We start from the raw sequence: 25,375 nt of genomic DNA on the forward strand, positions 1-25,375 counted from the left end.
CGGCGGCACGAAGCGCCGCCGTGCGATCGCTGACTCCCACACCCGCTCCGCGAACGCTCGCTGCGCGGGTGCGCGGCGCCGGTCTGCCCGCATCACCCCCGTTGGCTCACCCATTTGCGCCATCCGCTTGCCGGGTGCGCGCGATAAGGTTTTGAGCATCCTCACCCTTCCATTATCGAGTTGCCGATGAGCACCGAACCCGCCGCACCGCCCAAGCCGACGCGTATCGCGCCGATCGTCACGCCCGACGCCAAGTCATTCTGGGAGGCCGCCGACCGCGAACAGTTCGTCGGCCAGAAGTGCGGCGACTGCGGCATCTTCACGTTCCCGCCGCGCCCGATGTGCCCGCACTGCCACAGCTTGAAGCGGCTCGAAGTGCCGCTGTCCGGGCGCGGCACCGTGCACGCCTGGACGGTGCCGCGTCATCCGCATCCGTTCGGCTTCAAGGAAGCGCCGGTCGTGGCGGTGATCCAGCTCGAAGAAGGCACGCGCATGGTCAGCAACGTCGTCGGCGTTGCGCCCGAGGACATGCGCATGGATATGCCGGTCGAAGTGATGTTTGAAGACACGATGAACAAGCACAAAGTCCCTGTTTTCCGCCCGCGGAGCGCCGCATGAGCCGTACGTTCAAGGACGCCGCGATTGCCGGCATCGGTGCCACCGAGTTCAGCAAGGAGTCTGGCCGCAGCGAGTTGCAGCTGGCCGCCGAATGTTCGCTGGCCGCCTGTGAGGATGCCGGCGTCGATCCGCGCGATATCGACGGCATGATCACGTTCACGATCGACAACAGCGACGAGATTGCGCTCGGCCGCTGCCTCGGCGTGCGCGATCTGGCGCATACCGCGCGCATTCCCGGTGGCGGTGCGGCAGCGGCCGCGACGATCTACCAGGCGATGGCGCTGGTCAATGCCGGCGTCTGCAAGAACGTGCTGATCTGGCGCGCCATGAACGAGCGCAGCCAGTACCGCTTCGGCCAGAACCCGACCAACACCGGTGGCTACACCGCCGGCCATGGCACCGGATCGCTGCTGTGGTGCATCCCGTTCGGCGCGATGACGCCGGCCAGCTGGGGCGCGCTGCAAGGCCAGCGCTACATGCACACTTATGGCGTGACCAATCGCGATCTGGGCTATCTGTCGGTGCAGCAGCGCGCCTACGCGGCGACCAATCCGAAGGCCTGGTTCTACAACAAGCCGATCACGATCGAAGACCATCAGGCCAGCAAGTGGATTCAGGAGCCGACCTTGCGTCTGCTCGATTGCTGCCAGGAGAGCGATGGCGGCGTGGCCTTCCTGGTCACCAGCCTGGAGCGTGCGCGCGACTTGAAGCAGAAGCCGGTCAAGATCACCGGTGCCTGCCAGTCGATTCCGTACAACGTCGAAGTGATCTCGAACTTCTATCACGACGACCTGACGATCATGCCCGAGGCTTGGGGCACGGCGAAGCGCTTGTATGCGCAGACCGGCATGAAGCCGTCGGACATGCAGGCCGCGATGATCTACGACGCGTTTACGCCGCAGGTGTTCATGCAGCTCGAAGCCTTCGGCTTCTGCGGCAAGGGCGAGGCCAAGGACTTCATCCGCGGCGGCCATATCGCACTCGACGGCTCGCTGCCGATCAATACGCACGGCGGCTTGCTCGGCGAAGCCTATATCCACGGCATGAACAGCATGGCCGAAGGTGTGCGCCAGGTGCGCGGCACGTCGGTCAATCAAGTGATGCGGCGCAAGGTCGACAACGTGCTGGTGTCCTCCGGCATGGCCGGCGCGATCCTCAGCGCCGTCTAAGCGTCGCGGCGCGCCAATGCCGACGTCGCTGCATCTACCGATCGAGATTGCGCTGGACGGCGAGGCGGCGCTGGCGATCGCCGCCACGCTGTTCGAACCGCGTCACGCCAACGGCAGCTTACTGGTCTGCTTGCCGGGTGGCGGTATGAACCGCCGCTACTTTGATCTGCTGCCGGATGACGGCGACCGGTCTTTCAGCTTCGCGCAGCAGATGGCGGCGCGCGGCTTTCATGTGCTGACGCTGGATCATCTCGGCATCGGCGACAGCAGTCGGCCGCTCGACGGCTACGCGCTGGACTCCGAGTTGCTCGCGGCCGCCAACGCACAAGCCACGGCGCGGGTACGGCAGCAGCATCCGCAACTGCGCCACAGCATCGGCGTTGGTCATTCGATGGGCGCGATGCTCACGCTGATCCAGCAGGCGCGCACGCGGGCGCACGCCGGCATCGCGCTGCTCGGCTTTTCGACGCGCGGCTTGCCGGACTACACGCCGCCCGATCAGCACACGCTGGCGGCGGACCCGACGCAGCTGCGCGAGCAGTTGCCGACGCTGGCGCGACGCATCTTCCGTGAGCCGTATCCGCGCATCGGCCGCAATCCGCAGTCGCGCGACATCTTCGGCAGCCGTAGTGCCGATCCGCGCGGCGTGGCGGCGCTGAAGGCAGCCTCCGACGAGCCGATTCTGCCGCTGGCGGCTTATCACTCGATGCTGCCGGGCAATGTCGTCATCGATGCGGCGACGATCACCGTGCCGGTGTTCCTGGCCGTCGGTGATCGCGACATGGCCGGTACGCCGCAGCAGATTCCAGCGGCGTTCACAGCTAGCCCGCAGATCGATCTGCATGTGCTGCCGGACACCGGGCACGCTCACTTTTTGTTCGCGTCGCGCGCGCAGCTGATCGAACGCTTAGCCGTTTGGACGAGGCAGACCGTCGCCGGCCGTGGTGAACTAGGCGCATAACAGCCCTTACGACTCACGGAGAGCAGCAGCATGGCGACGGTACTCAAGGCAGGCGCCCGATTCAAAAGCGCGGTGTGCGACACGCAAGTGATGGTGGTCAAGGCGCCGCCGGGCGAGCACCAGCTGGGCTGCGGTGGCGTCGATATGCTCGGTGGTACGGCAACCGCGCCCGAAGGCGTCAGCCTCGCTGCGACGCTGTCCGGCGGTACGCTGATCGGCAAGCGCTACGTCAACGAGGACGAGTCGCTCGAACTGCTGTGCACCAAGGGCGGCCAGGGCACGCTGACGCTCAATGGCACCGCGCTGGACGTCAAGCAAGCCAAGCAGCTGCCGTCGTCCGACTGATCGTCGCGCCGGCCTGCGCTTTCACCTCGCGCTGCTGCGGCGGCGCGTTTCGATCCTTCTCACGTCTTTGTCCCAGCCATGAATATCGCCACTTTGCTCGACATGTCGGCGGAAGCCTTCGGTGACCGCGTCGCGGTCGTGTCGGGCGACACGCGGCTCACCTACGCCGAACTCAAGGCTGCCGCGCAAGCGGCTGCGCAGCGCATCCAGGCCTCGGGCGCGAGCTATGTGGCGCTGCTCGACGTCAACAGCGTGGCCGCGCCGGTGGCGATCTTCGGTGCTGCCTATGCCGGCGTGCCGTATGTGCCGCTGAACTACCGGCTGACGCCGCCGGAGATCAACGAGCTGATCGCGCGCATCGCACCGGCACTGCTGATCACCAGCGCCGAGCCGGCGCGCATCGTCGAACCGCGCAGCGACGTGGTGCTGATCGACCGTGCCGCATTCTTGTCGCTGCCGGCGCCGGCCGAGCCGATCGAGCCGCCCGATGATCCGCGCGCGGTTGCCGTGCAGCTGTTCACCAGCGGCACGACCGGCAAGCCAAAGGCCGCGATCCTGCGGCACGAAAACCTGATGAGCTACATCGTCGGCACGGTCGAATTCGCGGCAGCCGACGAAGACGACGCGATCGTCGTCACCGTGCCGCCGTATCACATCGCCGGTATTTCGGCGGTACTGAGCAGCACCTACGCCTGCCGCCGCATGGTCCAGCTCGAAGCCTTCGAAGCATCGGCTTGGCTGGCCGCGTGCCGCGAGCATCGCGTCAGCAACGCGTTTCTGGTGCCGACGATGCTCCAGCGCATCGTTGATCATCTGGACGCCAGCGGCGGCGATGCGCAGTTGCCGGCGCTGCGTGCGCTGGCCTACGGCGGCGGCAAGATGCCGCTGGCGACGATCCAGCGTGCGATGGCGCTGCTGCCGCAGGTCGACTTCACCAATGCCTACGGCCTGACCGAAACCAGCTCGACGATCGCCGTGCTCGGCCCGGACGATCATCGCGCGGCGGCCAGCAGCGACGACCCGATGGTGCGCCGTCGCCTCGCGTCGGTCGGCAAACCCGGTGCGGTCGAAATCGAGATCCGTGACGACGAGGGCCGCGTGCTCGGCCCCGAACAGGCCGGCTTGGTGTTCGTGCGCGGCCCGCAGGTCAGCGGCGAGTACCTGTCGCTGGGCAGCCAGCTTGATGCCGACGGCTGGTTCCCGACCAAGGATCGCGGCTACTTGGACGCCGAGGGCTATCTGTACCTCGACGGTCGCGCTGACGATGTGATCGTGCGCGGTGGCGAGAACATCTCACCCGGCGAAATCGAAGACGTGCTGCTCGAACACCCGGCCGTGGCCGACGTTGCCGTCGTCGCGATGCCCGACGTGCAGTGGGGCGAGGGTGTCGCCGCGGCCGTCGTGCTCAAGCCGGGTGCGCAAGCGGCCGCCGACGAGCTGCAGGCGCTGGTCAAATCGCGGCTGCGCAGCTCGCGCGTGCCGCAGCGGATCGTGTTCAAGGACGCGCTGCCGTACAACGAGCTCGGCAAAGTGCTGCGGCGCCTGATCCGCCAGGAGTTCGTCGATGCGCAGTGAGCCATGGAGCCGGACATGAAGTTCACGATCGACAAGACCGTCGACATCGACGCACCGGCCAGCATCGTCTGGGAAGTGATCACCGACCTGGCCGCGTATCCGCAGTGGAATCCGTTCTGCGTTGAGTGCGAGTCCACGCTCAAGCCGGGCGACCCGATCGACATGCGCGTCAAGCTCGCCGGCCGCCCGCAAAAGCAGCGCGAATGGATGAAGGAACACATTCCCGGCAAGCGGCTGGCTTATGCGATGAAGCCGGTGCCGGCGGGTGCGCTCAGCAGCGGCCGCTCACACGAGGTCAAGAGCATCGGCCATGACCGCACGCGCTATCAGTCGCACTTCGAGTTGCGCGGCTGGATGATGCCGCTGGTGCGCGGCCTGCTCGGCCGCCGCTTGCAGCATGGCTTTGCCGGCATGACCGCCGGCATCCAGCAGCGCGCAGAACAGCTGTGGGCGCAGCGCCGCCGCTGAGCGACGTCGACGAGCGGACCACTGCGCGGCGTTATGCCGAGCAGTTGCTGGCGCTGCACGGCATCGCCGATGCGCGCCTCGACATCGTTGACCGGCATCCGGCCGTCATCGCCGCCGATTGCGGCTTGATCGAACTGAGCGGCGCCGCCGATGCCGCGCCGCTGCTATGCCCGGCGCCGATCGCGGCTTGTGCCGACGGCGCGATGGCGGCGCTGATCGCGATGGCGCCGCAAGGCCAGTGGCGCGACGCGCCCAGCGGCGCGCAGCGCTTGACCGAGCGCGCCGCGCTGCTCGGCCTGCAGCGGCGCGGCGCCGTGTCGGCCAACGGCAGCTGCCGCCTGCTCGCCACTGCCGACGGCGTGATCGCGATCAATCTCGCGCGCGACGACGACCACGCGCTGCTGCCGGCGTGGCTGCAAGCCGACCATGTCATCGCCGACGAGCTGCCTCAGCTCGTGGCAACGCGCGCGGCTGATGACTTGGTCGAGCAGGGGCGCGAGCTGGGCTTGGCCGTTGCGCGAGCCGATCGCCGGCCGCCGGCGCTGCCATGGCCGTCGCCGATGGTGCCGCCGCTGCGCCTCGCAGCGCGGCAGGCGCCGCGGGTCGTCGACTTGTCGTCACTGTGGGCCGGCCCCTTGTGCAGCCATCTGTTGCAGCGCTGCGGCGCCGACGTGATCAAGGTCGAGAGCACGCAGCGGCCCGATGGCGCGCGCGCTGGAAGTCCGGCGTTCTTCGAGCATCTGCATGCTGGCAAGGCATCGCTGAAGCTCAATTTTCGCAACGCCGAAGGTCGCGCGGCGCTGCTGGCCTTGCTACAGGGCGCCGACATCGTGATCGAAGCCTCGCGGCCGCGTGCGCTGCGCCAGCTCGGTATCGATGCCGATGCGCTGATCGCAGCCGATCCGGGCAAGACCTGGATCAGCATCACCGGATATGGCCGACGCGAACCTCAAGCGCAGTGGATCGCCTATGGCGACGATGCGGCGGTCGCTGCCGGCTTGTCGCACTGCTTGCATCAGGCAACCGGGCAATGGGCTTTCGTCGGCGATGCGATCGCCGATCCGCTGACCGGCCTGCACGCCGCGATCGCCGCGTGGGCCGGCCACCAGCGCGGTGGCGGCGGCTTGATCGACATCGCGATGGTCGACGTGGTGCGCCAGTGCCTGGACTTCGGTTGCGGCCCGGCGATGTGCGCGTCGGCGCAGCGACTTCAGCACTGGCAGCAGGTGCTGCGCGAGCCGCGCGCATGATCGACGCGATCCTCGACGCCGACATCGGCATCGACGCGCCCTGCCGCGTCGACGTGATCCTCGCCGACGGGCTGATCCGCGACGTCGTGCCGCATGGCGATGCGCGTATCACGGCGCGCGATGGCGCGGTCATCGATGCGGCCGGCGCCGCGTTGCTGCCATCGCTGCACGATCATCATCTGCATCTGTACGCGGCCGCAGCGGCGCTGCAGTCGTTATCTTGCGGCCCGCCGGACGTGGCCGATGCCGATGCGCTGCAGGCGGCGCTGCATCGACGTCACGCGATGCTGGCGCCTGGCGAATGGCTGCGCGGCGTGGGTTATCACGAGTCGGTGGCCGGCGACATCGACCGTCACTGGCTCGACCGCTGCGGCCCGGCGCGTCCGCTGCGAATCCAGCATCGCAGCGGCCGGCTGTGGATACTCAATTCGCTGGCGATCGCCGCGCTCGGCGTCTGCGGCAGCGACGATGACGTACCGCTGGAACGCGACGCGCAGCGCCAGTACACCGGCCGGCTGTATGACGCCGACGACTGGATGCGCCGGCGTCGCCCGCGTCAGCGCCCGAGCCTGCGCGCCATCAGCCGGGAGCTGGCGCGCCTTGGCGTGGCCAGCGTCACCGACACCACGCCGGACAACGACGCCGACATGGCGGCGGTGTTTGCCGCGGCGATCGAGCGCGGCGAGTTGCTGCAAGCGGTGACGATGATGGGCAATACCGATCTCGACGCGGCATCCGCCTTCGTCAGCGGGCGCGACGTGCAGCGCGGTGCACACAAGTTCCACTTGCACGACGCCGATCTGCCCGAGTTCGACACACTGGTGGCCGCTATCCAGCGCAGCCACGCGGCAGGCCGCGCCGCTGCGTTTCATTGCGTGACGCGCACCGACCTGACGTTTGCGCTCAGCGCGATCGAGCAGGCGGGCGCGATTGCGGGTGACCGTATCGAGCACGCCAGCGTGGCGCCGCCTGAGTTGCTGGACTGGATGCGCCGGCTCGGCGTGGCGGTGGTCAGCCAGCCCGGCTTCATCGCCGAGCGCGGCGACACTTATTTGACCGACGTCGATGCCGACGACCGGCCCTGGCTGTACCGGCTGCGCAGCGTCGTCGACGCCGGCATCGTGCTGGCGTCCAGCACCGATGCGCCGTTTGGCCGCAGCAACCCCTGGCAGGCGATGCACGCAGCGGTGACGCGGCAGACCGACCGTGGACTGCGCATCGGCGCCGACGAGGCGCTGAGCCCGGAGCAGGCGCTGCAAGGCTTTCTGCTGGCGCCGGACCTGGCGCTGCCGCGACAGCGACGCGTCGAGCGCGGTGCCGCCGCCGATCTGTGCCTGCTGGCCGAGCCCTGGGCTGCGGCGCGGACCCGTCTCGATCGGGTCGTCCCGAGGCTGACGCTGCGCGCCGGCCGGCCGATCGCAGCGGCGGGGGACGGCTAGCGCCGCCCACGGCGGTTGACGGCGCCGGCGGGTTTTCTGATTATGGTCACAATAATCAGAAGCGAGTTGTGCCATGCCCAAAGGTGGATATCGACCCGGCGCCGGCCGTCCGGCCGGCTCGGGTAGCCGTTACCCCGGCGAATCGACGCGCACGCTGCGCGTGCCCGAAAGCGCGGTGCCCAGCGTGGTGCGCTTCCTCGACGGCTACCGGCTGCAACGCGCGGCGGCGCAGCTGCCGTCCGAGCCGGTGGCCTTCGACCCGCCCGAGCTGCTGCTGGGTGAAGTCAGCACGCGGGTGCCGGCCGGCGCCGCGATGCCGGCCGACGACGACATCGACTTCGGGGTCGACCTGAACCGCTTGCTGGTGCGTCGTGCCGACAAGACGCGGATCTTCACGGTCGAAGGCGATTCGATGGACCTCGCCGGCATCGGCGAAGGCGACAAGCTGATCGTCGACTGCGGCCTGGAAGCGCGCGACGGCGACATCGTGATCGCGATCATTCTCGGCGAAGGCCACACGGTGAAGCGCTGGTCGACGCGCGGCGGCACGCCGCAGCTGATCCCCGAATCGTCCAACCCGATCCACCAGGTACGAACGATCCGCGACGGCGACGAATGGATGATCTGGGGTGTCGTCACCGGCCTGATCAAGCGGTTCCGCTGATGAGCGCCGTGCTTGATCTTCCCGTCGCCGCCACGACCACCGTCGCCGCCACGCGGCCGCTGCTGAGCCGGGCACACGATCAGCGCTTGCGCGCGATGTACCGCTCGGCCGGCTGGCCTTGCCTCGACAGCATCGAAATCGATCTGCTCGCGGCGGGCCTGCTCGAACGCGTCGCGCAGCGCAGCGGGCCGGAATGCCTGCGCGTCACCGACGAAGGCTTGCGCCATCTGTCGGCAACGCTGAACCGCAACCGCGCGGCGCTCGACGAGCACGAAGCGCTGGTCGAGCGCATTGCCGACCAGCAAGTGCGCAACGGCCGCATCGCGTTTCGCGGTCTGACGCTGCTGGGCAAGCCGGGCGAGGCTTGGCTGCATTTGCGGCCCGATGTGTATTCGATCGCCAACACCACGGTCGAGGACTATGTCGAGCCGGTGATCCACGAGATCAAGGTCAAGCGCGCCGACTTGAAGGCCGACCTGAAGAAGGCCGACAAGCGCGCGGGTTATCTGGCGCTGGCCAGCCAGTGCTGGTACGTGCTGGCCGACGGTGTCGGTGATGCCGACGACGTGCCGCCCGAATGCGGTGTGATGCGAGCCACTGCCGATGCGATCCAGATGCTGCGTCCGGCGCCGCACCGTCCGGTGCGCCTGGGTTTCAGCCACTGGATGGCGCTGGCCAAGGCCGATCGCTACCGATCACTGGCCGACCCGATGCCCTTGCTATGAGCGCAGCCGCGGCCTGTGTCGAGGTGACGCCGGTGACGCCGATCGCCGTGCGCGAGCTGTGCGAGTTCACCGCCAAGCGCGGCGATCTGGACCTGCGCTTCACGCCGTCACCGACCTCGCAGCAGGGCATCGAAGGCCATGCGATCGTCACGGGTCGACGCAGCGGCGATTACCTGCGCGAAGTGCCGTTGCAGCGGCAGTACCAGACGCTGCTGACGCGTGGTCGTGCCGACGGCTTGCGTCCGCCGACCGGCAGCGCGCCGATCGCCACGCTCGAAGAGATCAAGACGTATCGCGGCCGTATCGAGCGCATCCCGGACAATCACCGCACGCTGCACTGGGCGCAGCTTAAGATCTATGGCGCGCAGCTGTGCGCCGAACGCGGCCTGGATCAGATCGATCTGAGCCTGATCTATTTCGACGTCGACAAAAAGTCCGAAACGCCGCTGACGCAGCGCTACAGCGTTGCCGAGCTGGATCCGTATTTCGAGCAGCATTGCGAGACCTACCGCGTCTGGGACGCGGCGCAGCTCGTGCACCAGCAGCAGCGCAACCAGGCGCTGGAGCGGGCCGCGTTTCCGTTTGCCGACTTCAATGCGGGCCAGCGCCAACTGGCCGAGGCGATCTACCGCGCGATCCAGCGCCGCACGCCGCTGCTGGCGCAGGCACCAACCGGCATCGGCAAGTCGATCGGCACGCTGTTCCCGTCGCTGAAGGCGATGGCCAAAGGCCGTCTCGACAAGATTTTCTACCTGACGGCCAAGACCTCCGGCCGTCAGGCCGCGCTGTCGGCGCTGGCCAGCTTGCGCGGTGCCGACGGCAGCGCGCTGCCGCTGCGCGTGCTTGAACTGACCGCGCGCGACAAGGCCTGCGTGCATCGCGACAAGCTGTGCCACGGGCAGTCGTGCCCGCTGGCCAAGGGCTTCTACGACCGCTTGGCGACCGCGCGCGACGAGGCATTGGCGCTGTACTGCATCGACCAAGCCGCGCTGCGCAACGTCGCGCTGCGCCACAGCGTCTGTCCGTACTACTTGGCGCAGGATCTGGTGCGCTGGGTCGACGTCGTCGTCGGCGACTACAACTACTACTTCGACAGCAGCGCGCTGCTGCACAGCCTGACCACGCTCAACCAATGGCGCGTCGCCGTGCTGGTGGACGAAGCGCACAACCTGGTCGAGCGCGGCCGCGCGATGTATTCCGCCGAGCTGACCGAAACCGCGATCCCGACCGTCAAGGGATCGGTGCATCGCGCCAGCTCGCGCGCACTCAATGCATTGGCCGACGACTGGCGCCGCATCAGCGCGCCGCAGACCGAAGACTACGTACAGCTCGACGCCGCGCCGCAGGTACTGATCGACCGGCTGACGCAGACCGTCGCGGCGCTGGGCGACTTCTACACCGAGCATCCCGACGCCGGGCCGCCGCATCTGCAGCGCTTCTACTTCGACGCGCTGCACTTTCTGGAGCGCGCCGAAAGCTTCGGCACGCATTCGGTCTGCGACCTGCAAGTGGTCCGTCATCCCGGCATCGGCAATACCGATTCGACGCTGACGATCCGCAACGTCGTGCCCGCGCCGTTTCTCGCGCCGCGGCTGTACGCCGCGACGTCGGCTGTGCTGTTCTCGGCGACGATCACGCCGCCGCACTTCTATCGCAGCCTGATCGGCCTGGCCGACGACACGCCTTGGCTCGACGTGCCGTCGCCGTTCGATGCGCAGCAGCTGAGCGTGCAGATCGCCGGGCGCATCTCGACGCGCTACCGCGACCGCGCCGCATCGGTGGCGCCGATCGTCGCTTTGATCGCCGCGCAATACACGCATCAGCCCGGCAACTATCTGGCGTTCTTCAGCAGCTACGACTACCTGCAGCAGATCGCCGAAGCGCTGGCCGAGCGCCATCCGTCGCTGCCGGTGCACGCGCAGAAGTCGGGCATGAGCGAGCTGGAGCAGAGCGGCTTTCTGTCGCGCTTTACCGCCAACGGCCGGCAGATCGGGCTGGCGGTGCTGGGTGGGGCGTTTGCCGAAGGCGTCGATCTGCCCGGCGATCGCCTGATCGGCGCGTTCGTCGCCACGCTCGGTCTGCCGCAGTACAACGCCGTCAACGAAGTGATGCGCCAGCGTCTGACCGATATCTTCGGCGCCGAGGACGGCTACGACTTCGCCTACTTGTATCCGGGCCTGCAGAAGGTCGTGCAAGCCGCCGGCCGCGTGATCCGCACGCGCCAGGACCGCGGCACGATCCACTTGATCGACGACCGCTATCTGCGGCCGCGCGTGCGCCAAGTGCTGCCGCGCTGGTGGAACGCGAGCGCGCCATGAAGCATCTGCAGCGCAGTGATGATCCACCGGCGCACAGCTGGAACGCGGTGCCGCTGGTACGCGACCGCAATGGCGTGGAATGGGAGGTCGGTGCCGCGCAGCGCCATCCGCAGCGCGTCCGCGCACGGTTGGAACAAGCGGTCGATCACTGGATCGAGCGCGCGCGGCAGATGCCGATCATCACGCGCGTCAAGACACCGATTCCGCGTCCGACCGTGGTCTACGATTTGCGCGGCAGCGTGGCCGGCATGGCGGTCAGCCTGCGCGAGCAGCCCGGCCCGCCGCAGCAATGGATGCATGTGCATCCCGAGCTGCTGATGCGCTATCCGATCCAGATGATCCAGCAGACCACGCCGCACGAAATCGCGCACCTGGTCGTCGACTGGTATCTGCCCAGGACGCGCGAGCATCACGGCGCCGAGTGGTGTGCCGTGATGCGCTACTTCGGCCGTCCGCCGCTGCCGTATCACGAGATGGAAGGCCAGCGCCGCAGCATCGCGGTCGAGCCGCCGCCGCAGCGGCGCTTGGCGCTGTAGCGGCACGCGGCTGCAGGGCTGCGCCTACAATGGCGCCATGACCAACCCCTCGATCCGTCTCGCCAAAGCCGTCGTTGCGCTCACCGGGTGCTCGCGTCGCGAGGCCGAGCTGTACATCGAAGGCGGCTGGGTCACCGTCGACGGCCGCATCGTCGAAGAGCCGCAGTTCATGGTCGAGCCCGATGCGATGACGGTGGCCTTGCTGCCAGATGCGGCGCCGGCGCCGATCGAGCCGGTGACGATCATCATGCACAAGCCGCCCGGCATCGATGCCGATGGCGGCGAACAGCCAGCGTGGCGGCGGCTGTCGGCCGACACGCGCGTAACCGAGCACACCGACCCGCCGATGCGCGTGCTGCGCCGTCACTTCGTGCGGCTCGACGTGCCGATGCCGCTGGCGGTGCACGCCAGCGGGCTGCTGGTGCTGACGCAGGACTACGGCGTGCGCCGCCGGCTGACCGAAGACGCCAAGCTGATCGAGCAGGAATACGTCGTCGACGTCAGCGGCACGATCGCCGAAGGCGGGCTGGACCGGCTCAACCTCGGCATCACCGCCAACGGCTGGAAGCTGCCTGGCTGCAAGGTCAGCTGGCAAAGCGAGCAGCGTCTGCGCTTTGCGGCCAAGGACATCCGCGCCGCGCAGATCGAGTCGATGTGCCAGAGCGTCGGCTTGACCGCGACGACGATCCGCCGCTTGCGGATCGGTCAGGTCGCGATGGGCAAGCTGCAGCCCGGACAGTGGCGCTACCTGCCGGGCTTCAAGCGCTTCTAGTTGCGCATCAGCGCTGCTGTTCGGCTGCGATCCACTGCTTGACGCGGCGATCGAGCAGATCCAGCGGCAGCGCGCCGCCGGCCAGCACGCAGTCGTGGAAGCGGCGGATGTCGAAGCGATCACCGAGCGCGGCTTCGGCGCTGCGACGCAGCTGCTGGATCCGCATCATGCCGATCTTGTACGCCGTGGCCTGACCCGGCGCCGCGATGTAGCGCTGCACCTCGGACACCACGGCCGCGCGCGGCACCGACAGATTGGCATCGAAGTAATCGACCGCCTGCTGCTCGGTCCAGCCCTTGGCATGCAGGCCGGTATCCACCACCAGACGCACCGCGCGCCACATCTCTGAGCTGAGCCGGCCGTATTCCGAGTACGGGTCCTGATAGGTGTTGGGCATCTCCTTGGCCAGCCATTCCGAGTACAGCGCCCAGCCTTCCTGATACGCAGTGAAGTCGGCTTGCGTGCGGAACGTCGGCACGCCGGTCAGTTCCTGTGCGATCGAGATCTGCATGTGATGGCCGGGCAGGCCTTCGTGATACGCGATCACTTCCAGCTCGGTCTTCGGCATTGCGCTGACGTCGGACAGATGCACGTAGTAGGTGCCAGGGCGCGAGCCGTCGGGCGTGCCCGGATAGTAGTGCTGCGCCGCGCCCGGCTGTTCGCGGAACGCTTCGACGCGCTTGACCACCAGATCGGCCTTGGGCAACACGCCGAAGTAGCGCGGCAGTTCCTTCTTGATGTTGTTGATCGCCGCCGTCGCCTGATCGAGATAAGCCTGGCGGCCGGCGTCGTTCTCCGGGAATACGAAGCGCTTGTCGGAGTCGATGAACGCAAAGAACGCCTCCAGATCACCGTTGAAGCCGACACGGTCTTTCAGCGCGATCATCTCGCCGCGCAGCCGCGCCACTTCGCTCAGGCCGATCTGGTGAATCTGCTCGGCGCTCAGGTCGGTCGTCGTCATCAAGCGCAGCATTTCGTCGTAATACGCCGCGCCGTTGGCCTGCGTGCTGCCGACGCCGGACGGGTTGACCGCAGCGTTGCCAATGTCGCTTTCGACGAATGCGATCAGACGCTGGTACGCCGGCTTGAGCTGCATCACCAGCGTCGTGCGCGCCTGCGACTTCAAGGCCTGGGCGCGTGCGGCGCTGATCAGTTTCTTCTTCTGCAGGCCGTCGATCTCGGCCTGCAGATCGGCCCACAGCGCCGAGTCCTTGCCCTTGGTGAACGGCGCGCCGGTGATGACCTTGCGCGCCTGGTCGATCACGCCCTCGTAGGCGAACCGTGGCGGACGCACGCCTTGCTCCAAGCCCAGCCGCGCACGGCCGATCAGCGTGTCCATGGCCGTTGGAATCGCGGCGACGCGGTCGATATAGGCCTGCAGATCGGATTCGGTGTCGACGCGATGGAAGCTGATCAGCAACGTCGGCAGATCGGACTGCGCGCCGTTCATGTGGTCGAACATGTAGCGGTTGCGGCGGAACGCGGCGCCGGCGGCCTGGCGTTCGTACTGGTATTGCCAGATGTCGTACGAGGTCTTCGCCTCGTCGGTCAGCCAGTCGTAGCGGAACTGCGACTTCATCGCCTCGACGCTGTTGCGGCGCCATTGCAGCTGGTCGATCTCCGCCTGCTCGCTCATGTCGTCGAGTTCGTTGTAGCGATCCTTGCGGCCCAGAAACGTCAGCATGATCGGGCTGAACGCCAGCTCTTCTTCGTAGCGCGCTTCGAACCAGGCGTTGAGTCGCGCGGTTTCGGCGGCGATCTGCTCGGCGGTTGGCGCTGCGGGCGTCGCCGCTGCTGGCACCGGCGGCGCGGCGGGTGGCGCAGGGGGCTGGCTGGCGCAAGCACTGGCGAGCAGGGCGGCGAGGGCGGTGGTCAAGGCGGTGCGGGTCATCGGCGTCGGGGTCCCTGAAGGTCAGCGCAGAGCCTACCGCATGCCGCGCCCCGCTCAGCCGTCGGCAAGCGGCTGCCGCTAAACTGCGGCGCCCCGCGCCGGGCGCGCGGGCCACCAGGAGAGGGTTTTTGCGACATTCAGTGCTGCTGTTGACCACCGGCCTTGCGCTGCTGTGCGCCGCTTGCGCTCACTACCGCACGCCAGGCGGCGCTGTGCAGTGGGACGCGCTGCACGGCACCGACGCCGATGCGATCCCGCGCCAGCCGTCACCGCATTTCCCGTCGAATCTGTCGGTGGTCCGGCTGCAGGCCTCGGAATACCAGTCGGCGACGGTCGGCAGCTACGGCAAGGGCCGCTACAGCTTGGTCACCAGCGGCGAGCTGCTCAGCGAGACCCAACTGCAGGCCATGGCGCAGTGGCCGGCCGTGGCCAGCGTCGGCCGGCTTGACCTGCAATTGCTGCCGCGCAAGCTCGAATCGCTCGACGATCTGCGCCTGAGCGCCGCCAAGCTGCAGAGCGACATCCTGCTGATGTATACGGTCGAGACGACGTTCCGGATCGGGGGACAGGACTACGGCCCGGACCGCAAGCTACGGCTGGGTGGTGCACCGGGCGAGGGTGACGCGGTGACCAGCGTTGCGCGCGCCGTGTTCACCGACGTGCGTACCGGCTACACCTACGGCGAGGCGCGCGGCATCGTGTCACGCGGCCTCGACGCGGCGGCCGTGGCCGATGCGCGCTCGGTCGACGCGGCGCGGCTGGCGGCGGAGCGCGACGCGTTCACCCAACTCGTCGGTGAGGCCAAGGCCCGCTGGGGCGAGATCGCCCGTCATTACCGCTAGCCGAACTTCGGACCTTGCGCAGGCTCCAAGCGGCTGGGGCGCATTGCGGCGCTCATTGTGAATCGATCAGGTTGAACCCTTTCATGGCATTGCAACGTTGGCTGTTGTGCATCGTGTTGTCGCTGGTGGGCTCCTTGGCCGGCGTCGTCCAGGCCGCCGGGCCGGCCCCGTTTGACCTCGCCGGGCCGACGCTCGACGTGGTCGTCACCCGCGGCAAGGTGATCCTGCCGGCGTCCGAGGTGCCGCATCTGGCCGAAGGCGACAAGATCTGGATCAAGCCGGAGTTTCCGGCAACACAGTCGGCCGACTACTTGATGGTGGCCGCGTTTCTCAGCGGCTCGACCAACCCGCCGCCGGAAGACTGGTTCTATCCGTGCAAGACCTGGACGGGCAAGTGCAAGCGCGAGGGCCTGACCGTCACCGTGCCCAAGGGCGCGCAGCAGATGCTGGTGATGCTGGCACCGGCCACCAATGGCGACATGAACGCGCTGGTCAGCGCCGTGCGCGGCCGGCCGGGTGCGTTCGTCCGCGCCACGCAGGACTTGAACCAGGCGGCCCTGGACCGGTCGCGGCTCGAGCGCTATCTGGCCGCCGTGCATTCGCTGAGCCAGGGCGCGCCGTCACTGATGAAGGAAGTCGCGCCGCTGCTGGCGCGCAGCCTGCAGATCAAGGTCGACGAGAAGTGCCTCGACAAGATCCCGATGCTGCAGGCGGCCTGCCTGACCCAGGGCCAGGAGGCGCTGATCCTCAACGACGGCCACAGCATGTCGATCGCCGCGACGCTGACCAGCGGCCCCGGCGCCGACCTGGTGATGGCCGCTGCGGCGACGCCGGAGCTGGGCTACGGCATCTACAGCCCGTACATCGCCTCGGTGCTCGACATCGTCCGCATCTTCGACTCGTTCAGCACCGCGCAGTACCAGTACATCCCGGCGCTGGCCTCGCAGCAGGGCGACAAGCTGGCGCTGACGCTGAACGCGCCGCCGTCGTTCCACAGCCCCAAGTCGGTGCTGGTGGTGGCGATGCCGGCGATCGAGAAAAAGTCGCAGCTGCCGCCGCTGCACGCGGTCGACCCGACCGAAATCTACTGCGCCAGCCGTGACCAGCTGGTGCTGCCGGTCGAAGGGGCGCCGCTGGCGTTCTCGACCGGTTTTGCCCACGACATCACGCTCAACGTGACCGGTCAGGACGGCAAGCTGATCCGGCTGCCGGCGCGCGCCGACGCCGCCCAAGGCGGCTACGTGGTCAATACGGCCAGTCTGCAGTCGGTGAACCTCGGCGACACGGTGCGCGCTTCGCTGGTGGGTTACTGGGGTTTCGAGCCCTACCAGGGCCCGACGTTCACGCTGCGCAATGCCAATGCGGCGACCGACGCGTGGGAGCTGGCCGACGGCGACGAGAACGCGCTGGTGGTCGGCCGCCAGGACACGGTGCGGCTGCGCGCCAGCAGCACCAGCTGCGTCGACGGCTTCATGTTGCGCGACCCGGCCGGCAAGGAGCTCAAGGCCGAGTGGAAGACCGTCAAGCCGGGCATCGTCGAGGTCAAGCTGCCGTTGCAGACCGCGCAGCCAGGTGCGATGACGTTGCTGGTGCAGCAGTCGGGGGTCAGCGAGCCGCGTTCGATCCCGCTGCAGGTGTTTTCCAATGCCACGCGTCTCGACAGCTTTGCGATGCATGCCGGCGACGGGCAGGGCCTGCTCAAGGGCAGCCGGCTCGATGAAGTGGTCAGCCTGGCGATCGGCGGCGCCACGTTCGTGCCGGGCGAGCTGTCCACGCAGGGCAAGGACGACGAACTGCCGATGGTCGCCCAGGACCTGCAGGCCGCTGCCGCGCTGCGCCCGGACCGCGGCATCGCGGCGCGCGCCACGCTCAAAGACGGCCGCGTGGTCCGCGTCACCGCGACGATCGACCCGCCACGGCCGCGCGTAACGCTGATTGGCAAGAGCGTGCAGCCATCGCGCAGCAGCGGCGAGAGCAACATCACGCTGGCCAACCAGGGCGAGCTGCCACAGGACGCGCGGCTGACGTTCTCGGTGCGCGCCCAGGTGCCGGCGACGTTCCCGCCCGACCAGATCATCGAAGTGGCCACCCAGGACGAGGCCTTCGCCACACGCTTGAGCATCGCCAACGGCGGTATCCGCCTCGGCGACGCCCGTGTCGGCGTCGTGTCGCTGGACCCGGCGCGGGCGTTCGGCTTTTCGGCATTCGGGCCGCTGAAGTTCCGGCCGGTGGTCGGCAACATCGCCGGCGACTGGCAGCCGCTGGTGTCGCTGGTGCGCTTGCCGGTGCTCAAGGATCTGAAGTGCCCGGCCGACCCGGAACTGGCCTGCAAGCTCAGCGGCAGCGACCTGTTCTTGGTCGATTCGGTGTCGGCCAACCCGCGCTTCGAGCCGGCCGTCCAGGTGTCGGACGGCTTCCCCGGCTACAGCCTGCCGGTGCCGCATCCGGCTGACGGCAAGTTGTATCTGAAGCTGCGCGACGACCCGAGCATCGTCAACACGATCGCGCTGGAGATCCAACGGCTGCCACCGACCCAGGAGGACATCGACCGGGTGGCGCGGCAGAAGGCGGCCGAGACGGTGGCGCCTATCACGCAACCGATTGCATCTGAAGTCGAACCCCCACCGTAAGAACGGGCCCGCCCTACCGGACATCTGGTTTTGCGCCCATGCGATGTTTTGTCTATGGGGCTTCCAGACACCCGCTGCGTACTATGCGCGGCCTTCCGGCGGCTCCGTTCCCGATAGAGGTTTGCTTTGGCTCGACTGATTTTCTGTCTGATCGCATCGCTGCTGGCGTCGCAAGCATTTGCACTGCAGCTCAGCGCTGATCTGGATTCCGCCCGCCCGGTGTTTGCGCCGGCATCCGCCAGCGCCACGATGCAATTCCGTACCGCCGACTTGATCGACGGCGACGACGATCTGGCCATGGCCGAACTGCAGCTGTTGTTTTCCGAGCAGCTCGACAGCAACGATTACGGTGCGATTGATCCGGGCACCGAAGCGCTCGACAACGCTTCGGGCATGATCGGCGTGCGCTATCGCTATGGTTCTGCGTCCGAGAATGCAACCGATTGCTCTGGTCTGGTCCGCATGGCGTTCCGCAACGCGGGTGTCGACCTGCCGCGCTCGACGCGTGATCTGATCCACGCCGGCCGCGAAGTCGGCCTGCACGCGCTGCAGCCCGGCGACCTGCTGTTCTACCGCTTCCGCAAGAACCAGCTGCACGTGGCGATCTACGCCGGTAACCGCGAGATCATCCATGCCTCACCCGATGCCCGTCGCGTCGTCCGCACGCGGCTCAGCTCGCATTGGGACCGCCGCCTGGTCAAGGCGCGGCGCGTGCTGCCGTCGACGGCCACCGCTTACTAGCGTCGCCCTCGCGGAGGCGCGGCGGCGCCGTCCCGCAGCCACGCCCGGCCGTGTAGGCTTGCCGCTTCGTCCGGTTTGGCCGGCGCTCGTTCTCCATCGATGGCTTCCGATTCGCTGCCGCTGCTGACCCTGCCGGTACACCAAGCGCTGCTCGCGGCCCGCGATGCCGGACAGTCCAGCGTCGAGGTGTCGCTCGATCTCGGCCGCAGCCGGCACACGGTTGCGCTGGCCGCCGATCACTGGGGCTGGCGCGAGCAGCGTTTCGCGTATGCCGACGTCTGCAAGGACCGCACGATCTACCACTGGGACGGTGCCGGCTTCGTGCCGGTGTCGCGCTTCGGTGCTTCGCTGATCAAGCTGGTGCCGACGCACTGGGGTCCGCCGACCTTCGAGATCGACGGCATCAAGATGCTGCCGACCGAGCAGGTGTCGCCTTACGACGACGCGCAGCGCAAGGTCGGGCTGATCCAGCCGCAGGGCAAGGTGGTGCTCGATACCTGCGGCGGCTTGGGGTACTTCGCTGCCTGGTGCCTGCAGGGCGGGGCGCGGCAGATCCTGTCGTTCGAGAAGAATCCCGACGTGATCTGGCTGCGCACGCTCAATCCCTGGTCGCCGGACCATCGGCTGCCCAGCGCATTGCAGCTGCAGCAGGGCGACGTGGCCGACGCGATCACGGCGCTGACGTCGGCATCGGTCGACGCGATCCTGCACGACCCGCCGCGCTTCGGCATTGCCGGCGAGCTGTATTCGCAGCGCTTCTACGACGAGCTGGCGCGCGTGATCCGCCCGCGCGGCCGCTTGTTCCACTACACCGGGGCGCCCAACCGGCTGACCAGCCGCCGTGATGTGCCGTCCGAAGTGGCCGGCCGGCTGCAGCGCGCCGGCTTTCGTACCGAGTTCAACGGCGACGGCGTGCTGGCCACGCGCGGCGCCGGCCGCTAGCGTCGCGGCTGCTGCGCTGTCGGCCTCGGCTGCGGCGGTCTACCATCGCAAGGCGAACGTTGCGCAGCGCATCGGCGCCTATCGCGCACCGTCATCCACTTGGGACGATCACCATGAAACTGATATCCGCCGCGCCCTGGGCGCTGGCTGCTGTGCTGGCCGCATCCGTTTGCGCCGCTGCGGGCGCTAGGCCTGCCGCCGCGACCGATCCGCAACTGGAGGCGGCGATCGCCAGCCCTCAGCGCAGCGATGCTGATCGCCAGCGCGACCGCTATCGCCATCCGCTGCAGACGCTGAGCTTCTTCGGCATCCGGCCGGACATGACCGTCGTCGAGGTTTCACCCGGCGCCGGCTGGTACACCGAAATCCTCGCGCCGTACTTGAGCAAGAGCGGCCGCTACTACGCGGCAGCGTCAGCGGTCAGCCTGCCGACCGCGTCCGACGGCGCCAAGAAGGCCGTGGCGGCGATGACGGCGCGCTTTGCAGCCGACCCGGCGCGCTACGGCACGCCGGTGATCACCGAATTCCAGCCGCCGCTGCGTGTCGACATCGCGCCCGCTGCCAGCGCCGATCTGGTCGTCAGCTTCCGCAACGTGCACAACTGGATCGCACGCGACAGCGAGCTGGCGGCGTTCCAGGCGTTTTATGCCGCTCTCAAGCCCGGCGGCACGCTCGGCATCGTCGAGCATCGTGGCAAGCCCGGCGAAACGGTCGACGAGATGAAGAAGACGGGCTATGTCAGCGAAGCCTACGTCAAGGCGCTGGCGCAGCAAGTGGGCTTTCGTTTCGTTGCCAGCTCGCCGGTCAACCACAACCCGAAGGACACCAAGGATCACCCCGAAGGCGTCTGGACCTTGCCGCCGACGCTGGAGTTGGGCGACCAGGATCGCGCCAAGTATGTTGCGATCGGCGAGTCCGACCGGATGACGCTGAAGTTCATCAAGCCGCAGCCCTGACGCAGATCGTGCCGCGCGGCGTGTTTACTCGATGATGCCGAGACGCCGCGCGGTGATGATCGCTTCGGATCGGCTGGTCACGTGCAGCTTGGCGAAGATGTTCTTCAAGTGAAACTTGATCGTGTTTTCGGACACGAACAAGTGCTGCGCCATGCCCTTGTTCTTCACGCCCGAGCCGAGCAGCGCCAGCACATCGATTTCACGTTCCGACAGCGGCTCGTGCTGAGGCTCGGCGGTCACGGGCGGCGCATTGCCGGTGATGCCGATGCGGCAGCAGGCGAGCACCGCGCTGATGAACTCGGTGCTCACCGGCAAATCGCCGGTCTGCGGATGCAGCAGCATCGCGCTGTACATGTCCTGCAGCAGCTTGGCGATCGTGCGGCCTTCGTTGGCGAACACGCTGATGAAGCCGCCCAGCTCGGCGGCGCGGATCACGCCTTGCAATAGCCGCTGTGCGCCGCGTCGGTCCCCGCGGCGATCCAGCAAGACCGCGTCGAGCAGTTGCAGCTTCATGGTCCGGAATGGCCGGTTGTGCGATCGCAGCTTTTCGGCGTCCAGTGCTTCGCGCGCCGCCGTGACCGGACCTGCATGCGCGAGCAGACGCAGCCGGCCCAGGACCTCGCATTCCAGCTCTTCCGAAAACGGAACCCAGCCTGACGGCAACAACGTCGGCGCGATCGTGTCGGCCAGCGCCTGAGCCTGTGCCAGATCATCGTCGGCGATCGCAGTGCGCACACGCTCCCAGCCGATCAGCGCCTGCAGCCGCGACCAGCGATTGCGTTCGGCGATGTCGGCCGCGACGTCGAGCAAGGCCTCGGCCTGGCTGCGATCCCCGCTGCTAGAGCGCATCCGCGCGGCCGACAGAAACGCCACCGCAAAGAAATCCGGCAGCGCCGAGCCGGAGATGATCGAGCGGTGCTGATCGAACAGCGCCAGCGCCGACGCGTACTGGCCGGATTCGTACAGACCCCAGACGTAGCAAGACACCAGCGCCGCCAGCGAGAACGACTCACCCAGCTCGGCGTAATGCGTGGCGAGTCCTCGTTGGAAGATCGTGATCGCCTCGTCGAGACTGCCTTGCAGCAAGGCGCTGGCACCGGCGACGCCGACCGTATAGCCGTGGCTGAAGGCGGCCTTGCCCATCACGTTGCAGCGCCGCGCGACATGGATGTGATGGTCGACTTCGGCAAAGCGACCGAGCGTGATTTCGCGATAGGCCAGCAGGTTCGACGCGGCACCCAGTTCGAAGGCGCTAAAGCCGCCGGGCTGCAGCGCATCGACGGGCACGCGGTCGATCAGAGCAAAGGCTCGGGCGGTGTCGTCGGCGGCCACCGCCGCCATCGACAGCACGATATCCGGGCTGGTCGTCGCCTCGACGCTGCCCGATCCGATCAGCGTATCGAACAGCGCCAGCAGCGGCGGCAGCTTGTCGAAGCGACGCAGAAACACATAAGCGTAGGCGACCGCGATCGACAGATCGGCGCGCTTGGCGATCTCGTCGAACGGCAGCCGGTCAGACCAGTATTCGAGCGTGATCAGCGAGCCGTTGGCGACCAGCTCCTTGCCGAAGACGGCGAGTGCATCGGCAGCGGCGCCGACGTCGCCGCATTCCAGCCAGTGGTACACCGCATCTTCGTAATAGCCGTGCTTGAGGTTCCACGCAGCGGCGCAGCGATGCGCATCGGCCTTAGCGGCGGCCGATGTCCGACCGAATTCGGCGATCAGGAAGTCGGAGAACAGCCCGTGATATCGGAACCAGACGCCATCGATGCCGAGGCGTCGCAGGAACAGGCCCGAGCGTTCCAGGTCGAGCAGGATGTGGACGGCGTCGCTACGGCCGGTCACCGCCTGGCATAGCGGACCACACAGCCGCTTGAGGATCGACGTTTTCAGCAGAAAGTCGCGGATGCCCGGCTCCTGCAGCATCAGCACGCGGCTCGACAGATACCGCGCCAACTCCTGAGTCTGCGGCGGCGGTAGGTGCAGTGTGCGGCGTACGTCGGCGCTCGACAGACTCAGTCCGTAGAGCTGTACGGCGACGGGCCAGCCCTCGGTCAGACGGAAGATCGAATCGACTTCGTCGCGGGTGACCTCGGTGCCGAGTTGAGCATCGAAGTAGCGTGATACCTCGTCGCGCGTAAAGCGCAGATCTTCGGTGCGCAGCACCACCGCGCGGCGACTGACGATCATTCGCGATAAGTGGATTGCCGGCTCGGCGCGCGTGCCGATGTAGACGCGCACGTGCATCGGCAGGCGCTCGAACCATTCCTGGCAGAAGCCAAGCAGATCAGGCTGCTGCAACTGCTGGAACTCATCGAAGAACAGCGCGATCGGCTCGCGGGACTGCATCAGCCGGTCGATCAGCCAGTCGGAGGCGCGTCGTGGAATCAGCGCATCGTGTTGCGCGGTATCCGCCTCGCGCACATCGACCGGTGCAACCCGATCGATCACCGCTTGCAGGTGTACCGAGAAGCGGCGCGTATCGTTGTCGGCGTTGTCGAACGTCAGCCACGCGGTGCGGGCGCCGTCGCGTTCGGCGCGCTCTTTGAACTGCAGCAGCGTCGTTGTCTTGCCGTGGCCGGCGGGCGCTTGCAGCAGCACGAGTTGCACCGATGGATCATCGAGGCCGCGCGCAAACAACGCATCACGCGCAATCGCATCGGGTAGGTTGCGCGGCGCGTCCAGTTTCTGGACGTTGATTTCCGAAGCGGTCATCGGCAGTGAATCGCAGCCGGCGCGGCAGCAGACGGGCTCACCAGATCGGGCCTGCTGTCAAAGCCGTGTATCGGAATCGCGCGACGCGCTTGCAGGCGATGGAAACATCAGCGGAGTGTTCAGAGTCGGTGCCGAACTCGATGGTAGCACCTGCTCGCGTATCGACTGCGGGGCAGCGTGATGCCCGCAGACCGCTGTCGTCGCAGCGGCCTGCGGGCCTTACATCACAAGGTCGTGCGCCGTGCTCAGCCCGAGACGTAGGTCGAACGCAGCTGCTGGTAACCCGACAGCGTCTCCGGACCCAGTTCGCGACCCAGGCCGCTGGCCTTGACGCCACCAAACGGCGAACCGATCGACAGCGCATAGCCGTTGATGCCGATCGTGCCAGTCTGGATCTGATTGGCGACGCGCAGCGCGCGATCGGTATCGGCGCTCCACACCGAGCCACCTAAGCCGTAGATCGTGTCGTTGGCGATGCGGATCGCCTCGGCTTCGTCCTTGTACGGAATCACGGCCAGCACCGGCCCGAAGATTTCTTCGCGTGCGATCACCGCATCATTGGTCACGTCGGAGAACACGGTCGGCTGCACGAACCAACCACGGCTCTGGTTTGCAGGACGCCCACCGCCGGTGACCAGACGCGCTTCGCTCTTGCCCTTGGCGATGAAGCTTTCGACGCGCTGGCGGTGTGCGGCCGATGCCATCGGACCGACGTGCGTCGACGGGTCGAGTGCATTGCCGACGTTCATCGACGACACCGTCGATGCAATCGCGTCGACGATCTGGCCGTAGCGGTTGGCCGGCGCCAGGATGCGCGTGCAGCTGAAGCAGGTCTGACCGTTGTTGATCAGCGACACCATCGGCAGGCCGGCGAGCACCTGGTCGAGATTGGCGTCGTCGAGAATCACCGCAGCCGACTTGCCGCCGAGTTCCAGCGTGACCGGCCGCAGCAGTTCGCCGCAGACCTTGGCGATCGAGCGGCCTGCCGGCGTCGAGCCGGTGAAGGCCACTTTATCGATGCCGGGATGCGATACCAGGTAGGCGCCGACTTCACGGTCGGCCGCGACCCAGTTGATCACGCCGGCCGGTACGCCGGCTTCAATCGCCGCTTCAGCGATCAGGTAGCTGTCGAGCACGGTGCCGGGCGACGGCTTGATGACGATCGTGCAGCCGGCCGCCATCGCCGGTGCGATCTTGGTCATCGCCAGCACCACGGGATAGTTCCACGGCACGATCGCCGCGACGACGCCAATCGGACGGCGGCTGACGATGGTTTCCTTGCCCAGCTGAGACGGCCGCGTTTCATCAGGCGACTGACTGCCGATCAACTCGGCGTAGTAGCCAAGCAGTCCCACCGGCAATGTGCCTTCGAACAGCGCGCTCAGCGATGCCGGCATGCCGTTCTGCATGCTGACCAGCTTGGCGATTTCAGTCGAGCGCTTGTTCAGTGCTTCGGCGAAGCGACCCATCACGGCGGCACGTTCGGCAGCGCTCGATGTGGCCCAGCCCGAATGATCGAACGCGTGCCGCGCGGCAGCGACGGCACGATCGACGTCGGCTTCGGCCGCTTCGGGCACCGAGCCGAGATGTTCTTCGGTCGATGCATTGGTCAGATCGAAGCGTCGCGTCGTCGACGGCGCGACCCATTGGCCACCGATGAAGAATGCATTGCGAGAGTAGTCGTTGCTTGCCATCTATCCTTCTCCTCCAAAGAGCCGATCGAATCGCCTCACCCGCGCGAACGGGGCTACATGAGGGATTCGATTCGGAGTACCTGGTAATTGATTTCGCGTATCAGGTCGTGCCATTCCGGCGCGG

At 67.3% G+C, this 25,375-nt stretch carries 21 protein-coding genes; 18 read left to right on the top strand and 3 right to left on the bottom strand.

Annotated elements, in window-relative coordinates:
* The first annotated feature begins 186 nt into the window (after window positions 1–186).
* From BUB09_RS13810 to BUB09_RS13870, 13 genes are all read left to right on the top strand, one after another.
* Complete coding sequence (locus tag BUB09_RS13810; RefSeq protein ID WP_072898379.1) at window positions 187–618, top strand: Zn-ribbon domain-containing OB-fold protein; 432 nt, start codon at window positions 187–189, stop codon at window positions 616–618.
* A complete protein-coding gene (locus BUB09_RS13815; RefSeq protein ID WP_072898382.1) occupies window positions 615–1,787 on the top strand; it encodes a thiolase C-terminal domain-containing protein in 1,173 nt (390 codons plus the stop codon). The genes BUB09_RS13810 and BUB09_RS13815 overlap by 4 nt, the downstream gene beginning before the upstream one ends.
* A 16-nt stretch (window positions 1,788–1,803) precedes the next feature.
* Window positions 1,804–2,748 carry an alpha/beta hydrolase gene (locus tag BUB09_RS13820; RefSeq protein ID WP_072898383.1) on the top strand — a complete coding sequence of 315 codons (945 nt, stop codon included), beginning with the start codon at window positions 1,804–1,806 and terminating at the stop codon, window positions 2,746–2,748.
* Between the two features lie 30 nt (window positions 2,749–2,778).
* Window positions 2,779–3,093, top strand: coding sequence for a hypothetical protein (locus BUB09_RS13825; RefSeq protein WP_072898385.1), 315 nt, complete (start codon window positions 2,779–2,781; stop codon window positions 3,091–3,093).
* A 78-nt stretch (window positions 3,094–3,171) separates the two neighbouring features.
* Complete coding sequence (locus BUB09_RS13830; protein ID WP_072898387.1) at window positions 3,172–4,668, top strand: class I adenylate-forming enzyme family protein; 1,497 nt, start codon at window positions 3,172–3,174, stop codon at window positions 4,666–4,668.
* A gap of 15 nt (window positions 4,669–4,683) precedes the next feature.
* Window positions 4,684–5,136, top strand: coding sequence for an SRPBCC domain-containing protein (locus BUB09_RS13835; protein ID WP_072898867.1), 453 nt, complete (start codon window positions 4,684–4,686; stop codon window positions 5,134–5,136).
* Window positions 5,115–6,386, top strand: coding sequence for a CoA transferase (locus BUB09_RS13840; RefSeq protein WP_072898389.1), 1,272 nt, complete (start codon window positions 5,115–5,117; stop codon window positions 6,384–6,386). Before BUB09_RS13835 ends, BUB09_RS13840 begins: the two co-directional genes overlap by 22 nt.
* Complete coding sequence (locus BUB09_RS13845) at window positions 6,383–7,825, top strand: amidohydrolase family protein (protein WP_072898869.1); 1,443 nt, start codon at window positions 6,383–6,385, stop codon at window positions 7,823–7,825. The genes BUB09_RS13840 and BUB09_RS13845 overlap by 4 nt, the downstream gene beginning before the upstream one ends.
* Window positions 7,826–7,898: 73 nt before the next feature.
* A complete protein-coding gene (locus tag BUB09_RS13850) occupies window positions 7,899–8,489 on the top strand; it encodes a LexA family protein (RefSeq protein WP_072898391.1) in 591 nt (196 codons plus the stop codon).
* Window positions 8,489–9,214, top strand: a complete 726-nt coding sequence (locus tag BUB09_RS13855) for a hypothetical protein (RefSeq protein WP_072898393.1) — start codon at window positions 8,489–8,491, stop codon at window positions 9,212–9,214. The genes BUB09_RS13850 and BUB09_RS13855 overlap by 1 nt, the downstream gene beginning before the upstream one ends.
* Entirely contained in the window at window positions 9,211–11,532 is a 2,322-nt protein-coding gene (locus BUB09_RS13860; RefSeq protein ID WP_072898395.1) for an ATP-dependent DNA helicase, read from the top strand. The genes BUB09_RS13855 and BUB09_RS13860 overlap by 4 nt, the downstream gene beginning before the upstream one ends.
* Entirely contained in the window at window positions 11,529–12,068 is a 540-nt protein-coding gene (locus BUB09_RS13865) for a SprT family zinc-dependent metalloprotease (RefSeq protein ID WP_139250292.1), read from the top strand. The genes BUB09_RS13860 and BUB09_RS13865 overlap by 4 nt, the downstream gene beginning before the upstream one ends.
* 37 nt (window positions 12,069–12,105) lie before the next feature.
* Complete coding sequence (locus tag BUB09_RS13870) at window positions 12,106–12,840, top strand: RNA pseudouridine synthase (RefSeq protein WP_072898409.1); 735 nt, start codon at window positions 12,106–12,108, stop codon at window positions 12,838–12,840.
* Between the two features lie 7 nt (window positions 12,841–12,847).
* On the opposite strand, the gene BUB09_RS13875 is transcribed toward BUB09_RS13870, so the two are convergent.
* Complete coding sequence (locus tag BUB09_RS13875) at window positions 12,848–14,731, bottom strand: DUF885 domain-containing protein (RefSeq protein ID WP_072898411.1); 1,884 nt, start codon at window positions 14,729–14,731, stop codon at window positions 12,848–12,850.
* A gap of 128 nt (window positions 14,732–14,859) precedes the next feature.
* On the opposite strand from BUB09_RS13875, the gene BUB09_RS13880 reads away from it, so the two are divergent.
* The 5 genes from BUB09_RS13880 (at window position 14,860) to BUB09_RS13900 (ending at window position 20,842) form a co-directional block, all read left to right on the top strand.
* Window positions 14,860–15,573: a hypothetical protein gene (locus tag BUB09_RS13880; RefSeq protein WP_139250293.1), complete on the top strand. Its 714-nt coding sequence runs from the start codon at window positions 14,860–14,862 to the stop codon at window positions 15,571–15,573.
* An 83-nt stretch (window positions 15,574–15,656) separates the two neighbouring features.
* Window positions 15,657–18,203, top strand: coding sequence for a hypothetical protein (locus BUB09_RS13885; RefSeq protein ID WP_072898414.1), 2,547 nt, complete (start codon window positions 15,657–15,659; stop codon window positions 18,201–18,203).
* Between the two features lie 126 nt (window positions 18,204–18,329).
* Window positions 18,330–18,944 (top strand): C40 family peptidase, encoded by a 615-nt coding sequence (locus tag BUB09_RS13890; RefSeq protein ID WP_072898415.1) that lies wholly within the window; start codon window positions 18,330–18,332, stop codon window positions 18,942–18,944.
* Window positions 18,945–19,043: 99 nt separating this feature from the next.
* Window positions 19,044–19,886, top strand: a complete 843-nt coding sequence (locus BUB09_RS13895; RefSeq protein WP_072898417.1) for a class I SAM-dependent methyltransferase — start codon at window positions 19,044–19,046, stop codon at window positions 19,884–19,886.
* Window positions 19,887–19,999: 113 nt separating this feature from the next.
* Window positions 20,000–20,842, top strand: a complete 843-nt coding sequence (locus BUB09_RS13900; RefSeq protein ID WP_072898431.1) for a class I SAM-dependent methyltransferase — start codon at window positions 20,000–20,002, stop codon at window positions 20,840–20,842.
* A gap of 24 nt (window positions 20,843–20,866) precedes the next feature.
* Here BUB09_RS13900 and BUB09_RS13905 read toward each other — a convergent pair whose 3' ends face one another.
* Window positions 20,867–23,557: a winged helix-turn-helix domain-containing protein gene (locus BUB09_RS13905; RefSeq protein WP_072898433.1), complete on the bottom strand. Its 2,691-nt coding sequence runs from the start codon at window positions 23,555–23,557 to the stop codon at window positions 20,867–20,869.
* 245 nt (window positions 23,558–23,802) lie between these two features.
* A complete protein-coding gene (locus BUB09_RS13910; RefSeq protein WP_072898435.1) occupies window positions 23,803–25,251 on the bottom strand; it encodes an aldehyde dehydrogenase in 1,449 nt (482 codons plus the stop codon).
* Between the last annotated feature and the right edge of the window lie 124 nt (window positions 25,252–25,375).

Source organism: Hydrocarboniphaga daqingensis (assembly GCF_900129825.1).
GTDB classification, from domain to species: Bacteria; Pseudomonadota; Gammaproteobacteria; order Nevskiales; family Nevskiaceae; genus Hydrocarboniphaga; species Hydrocarboniphaga daqingensis.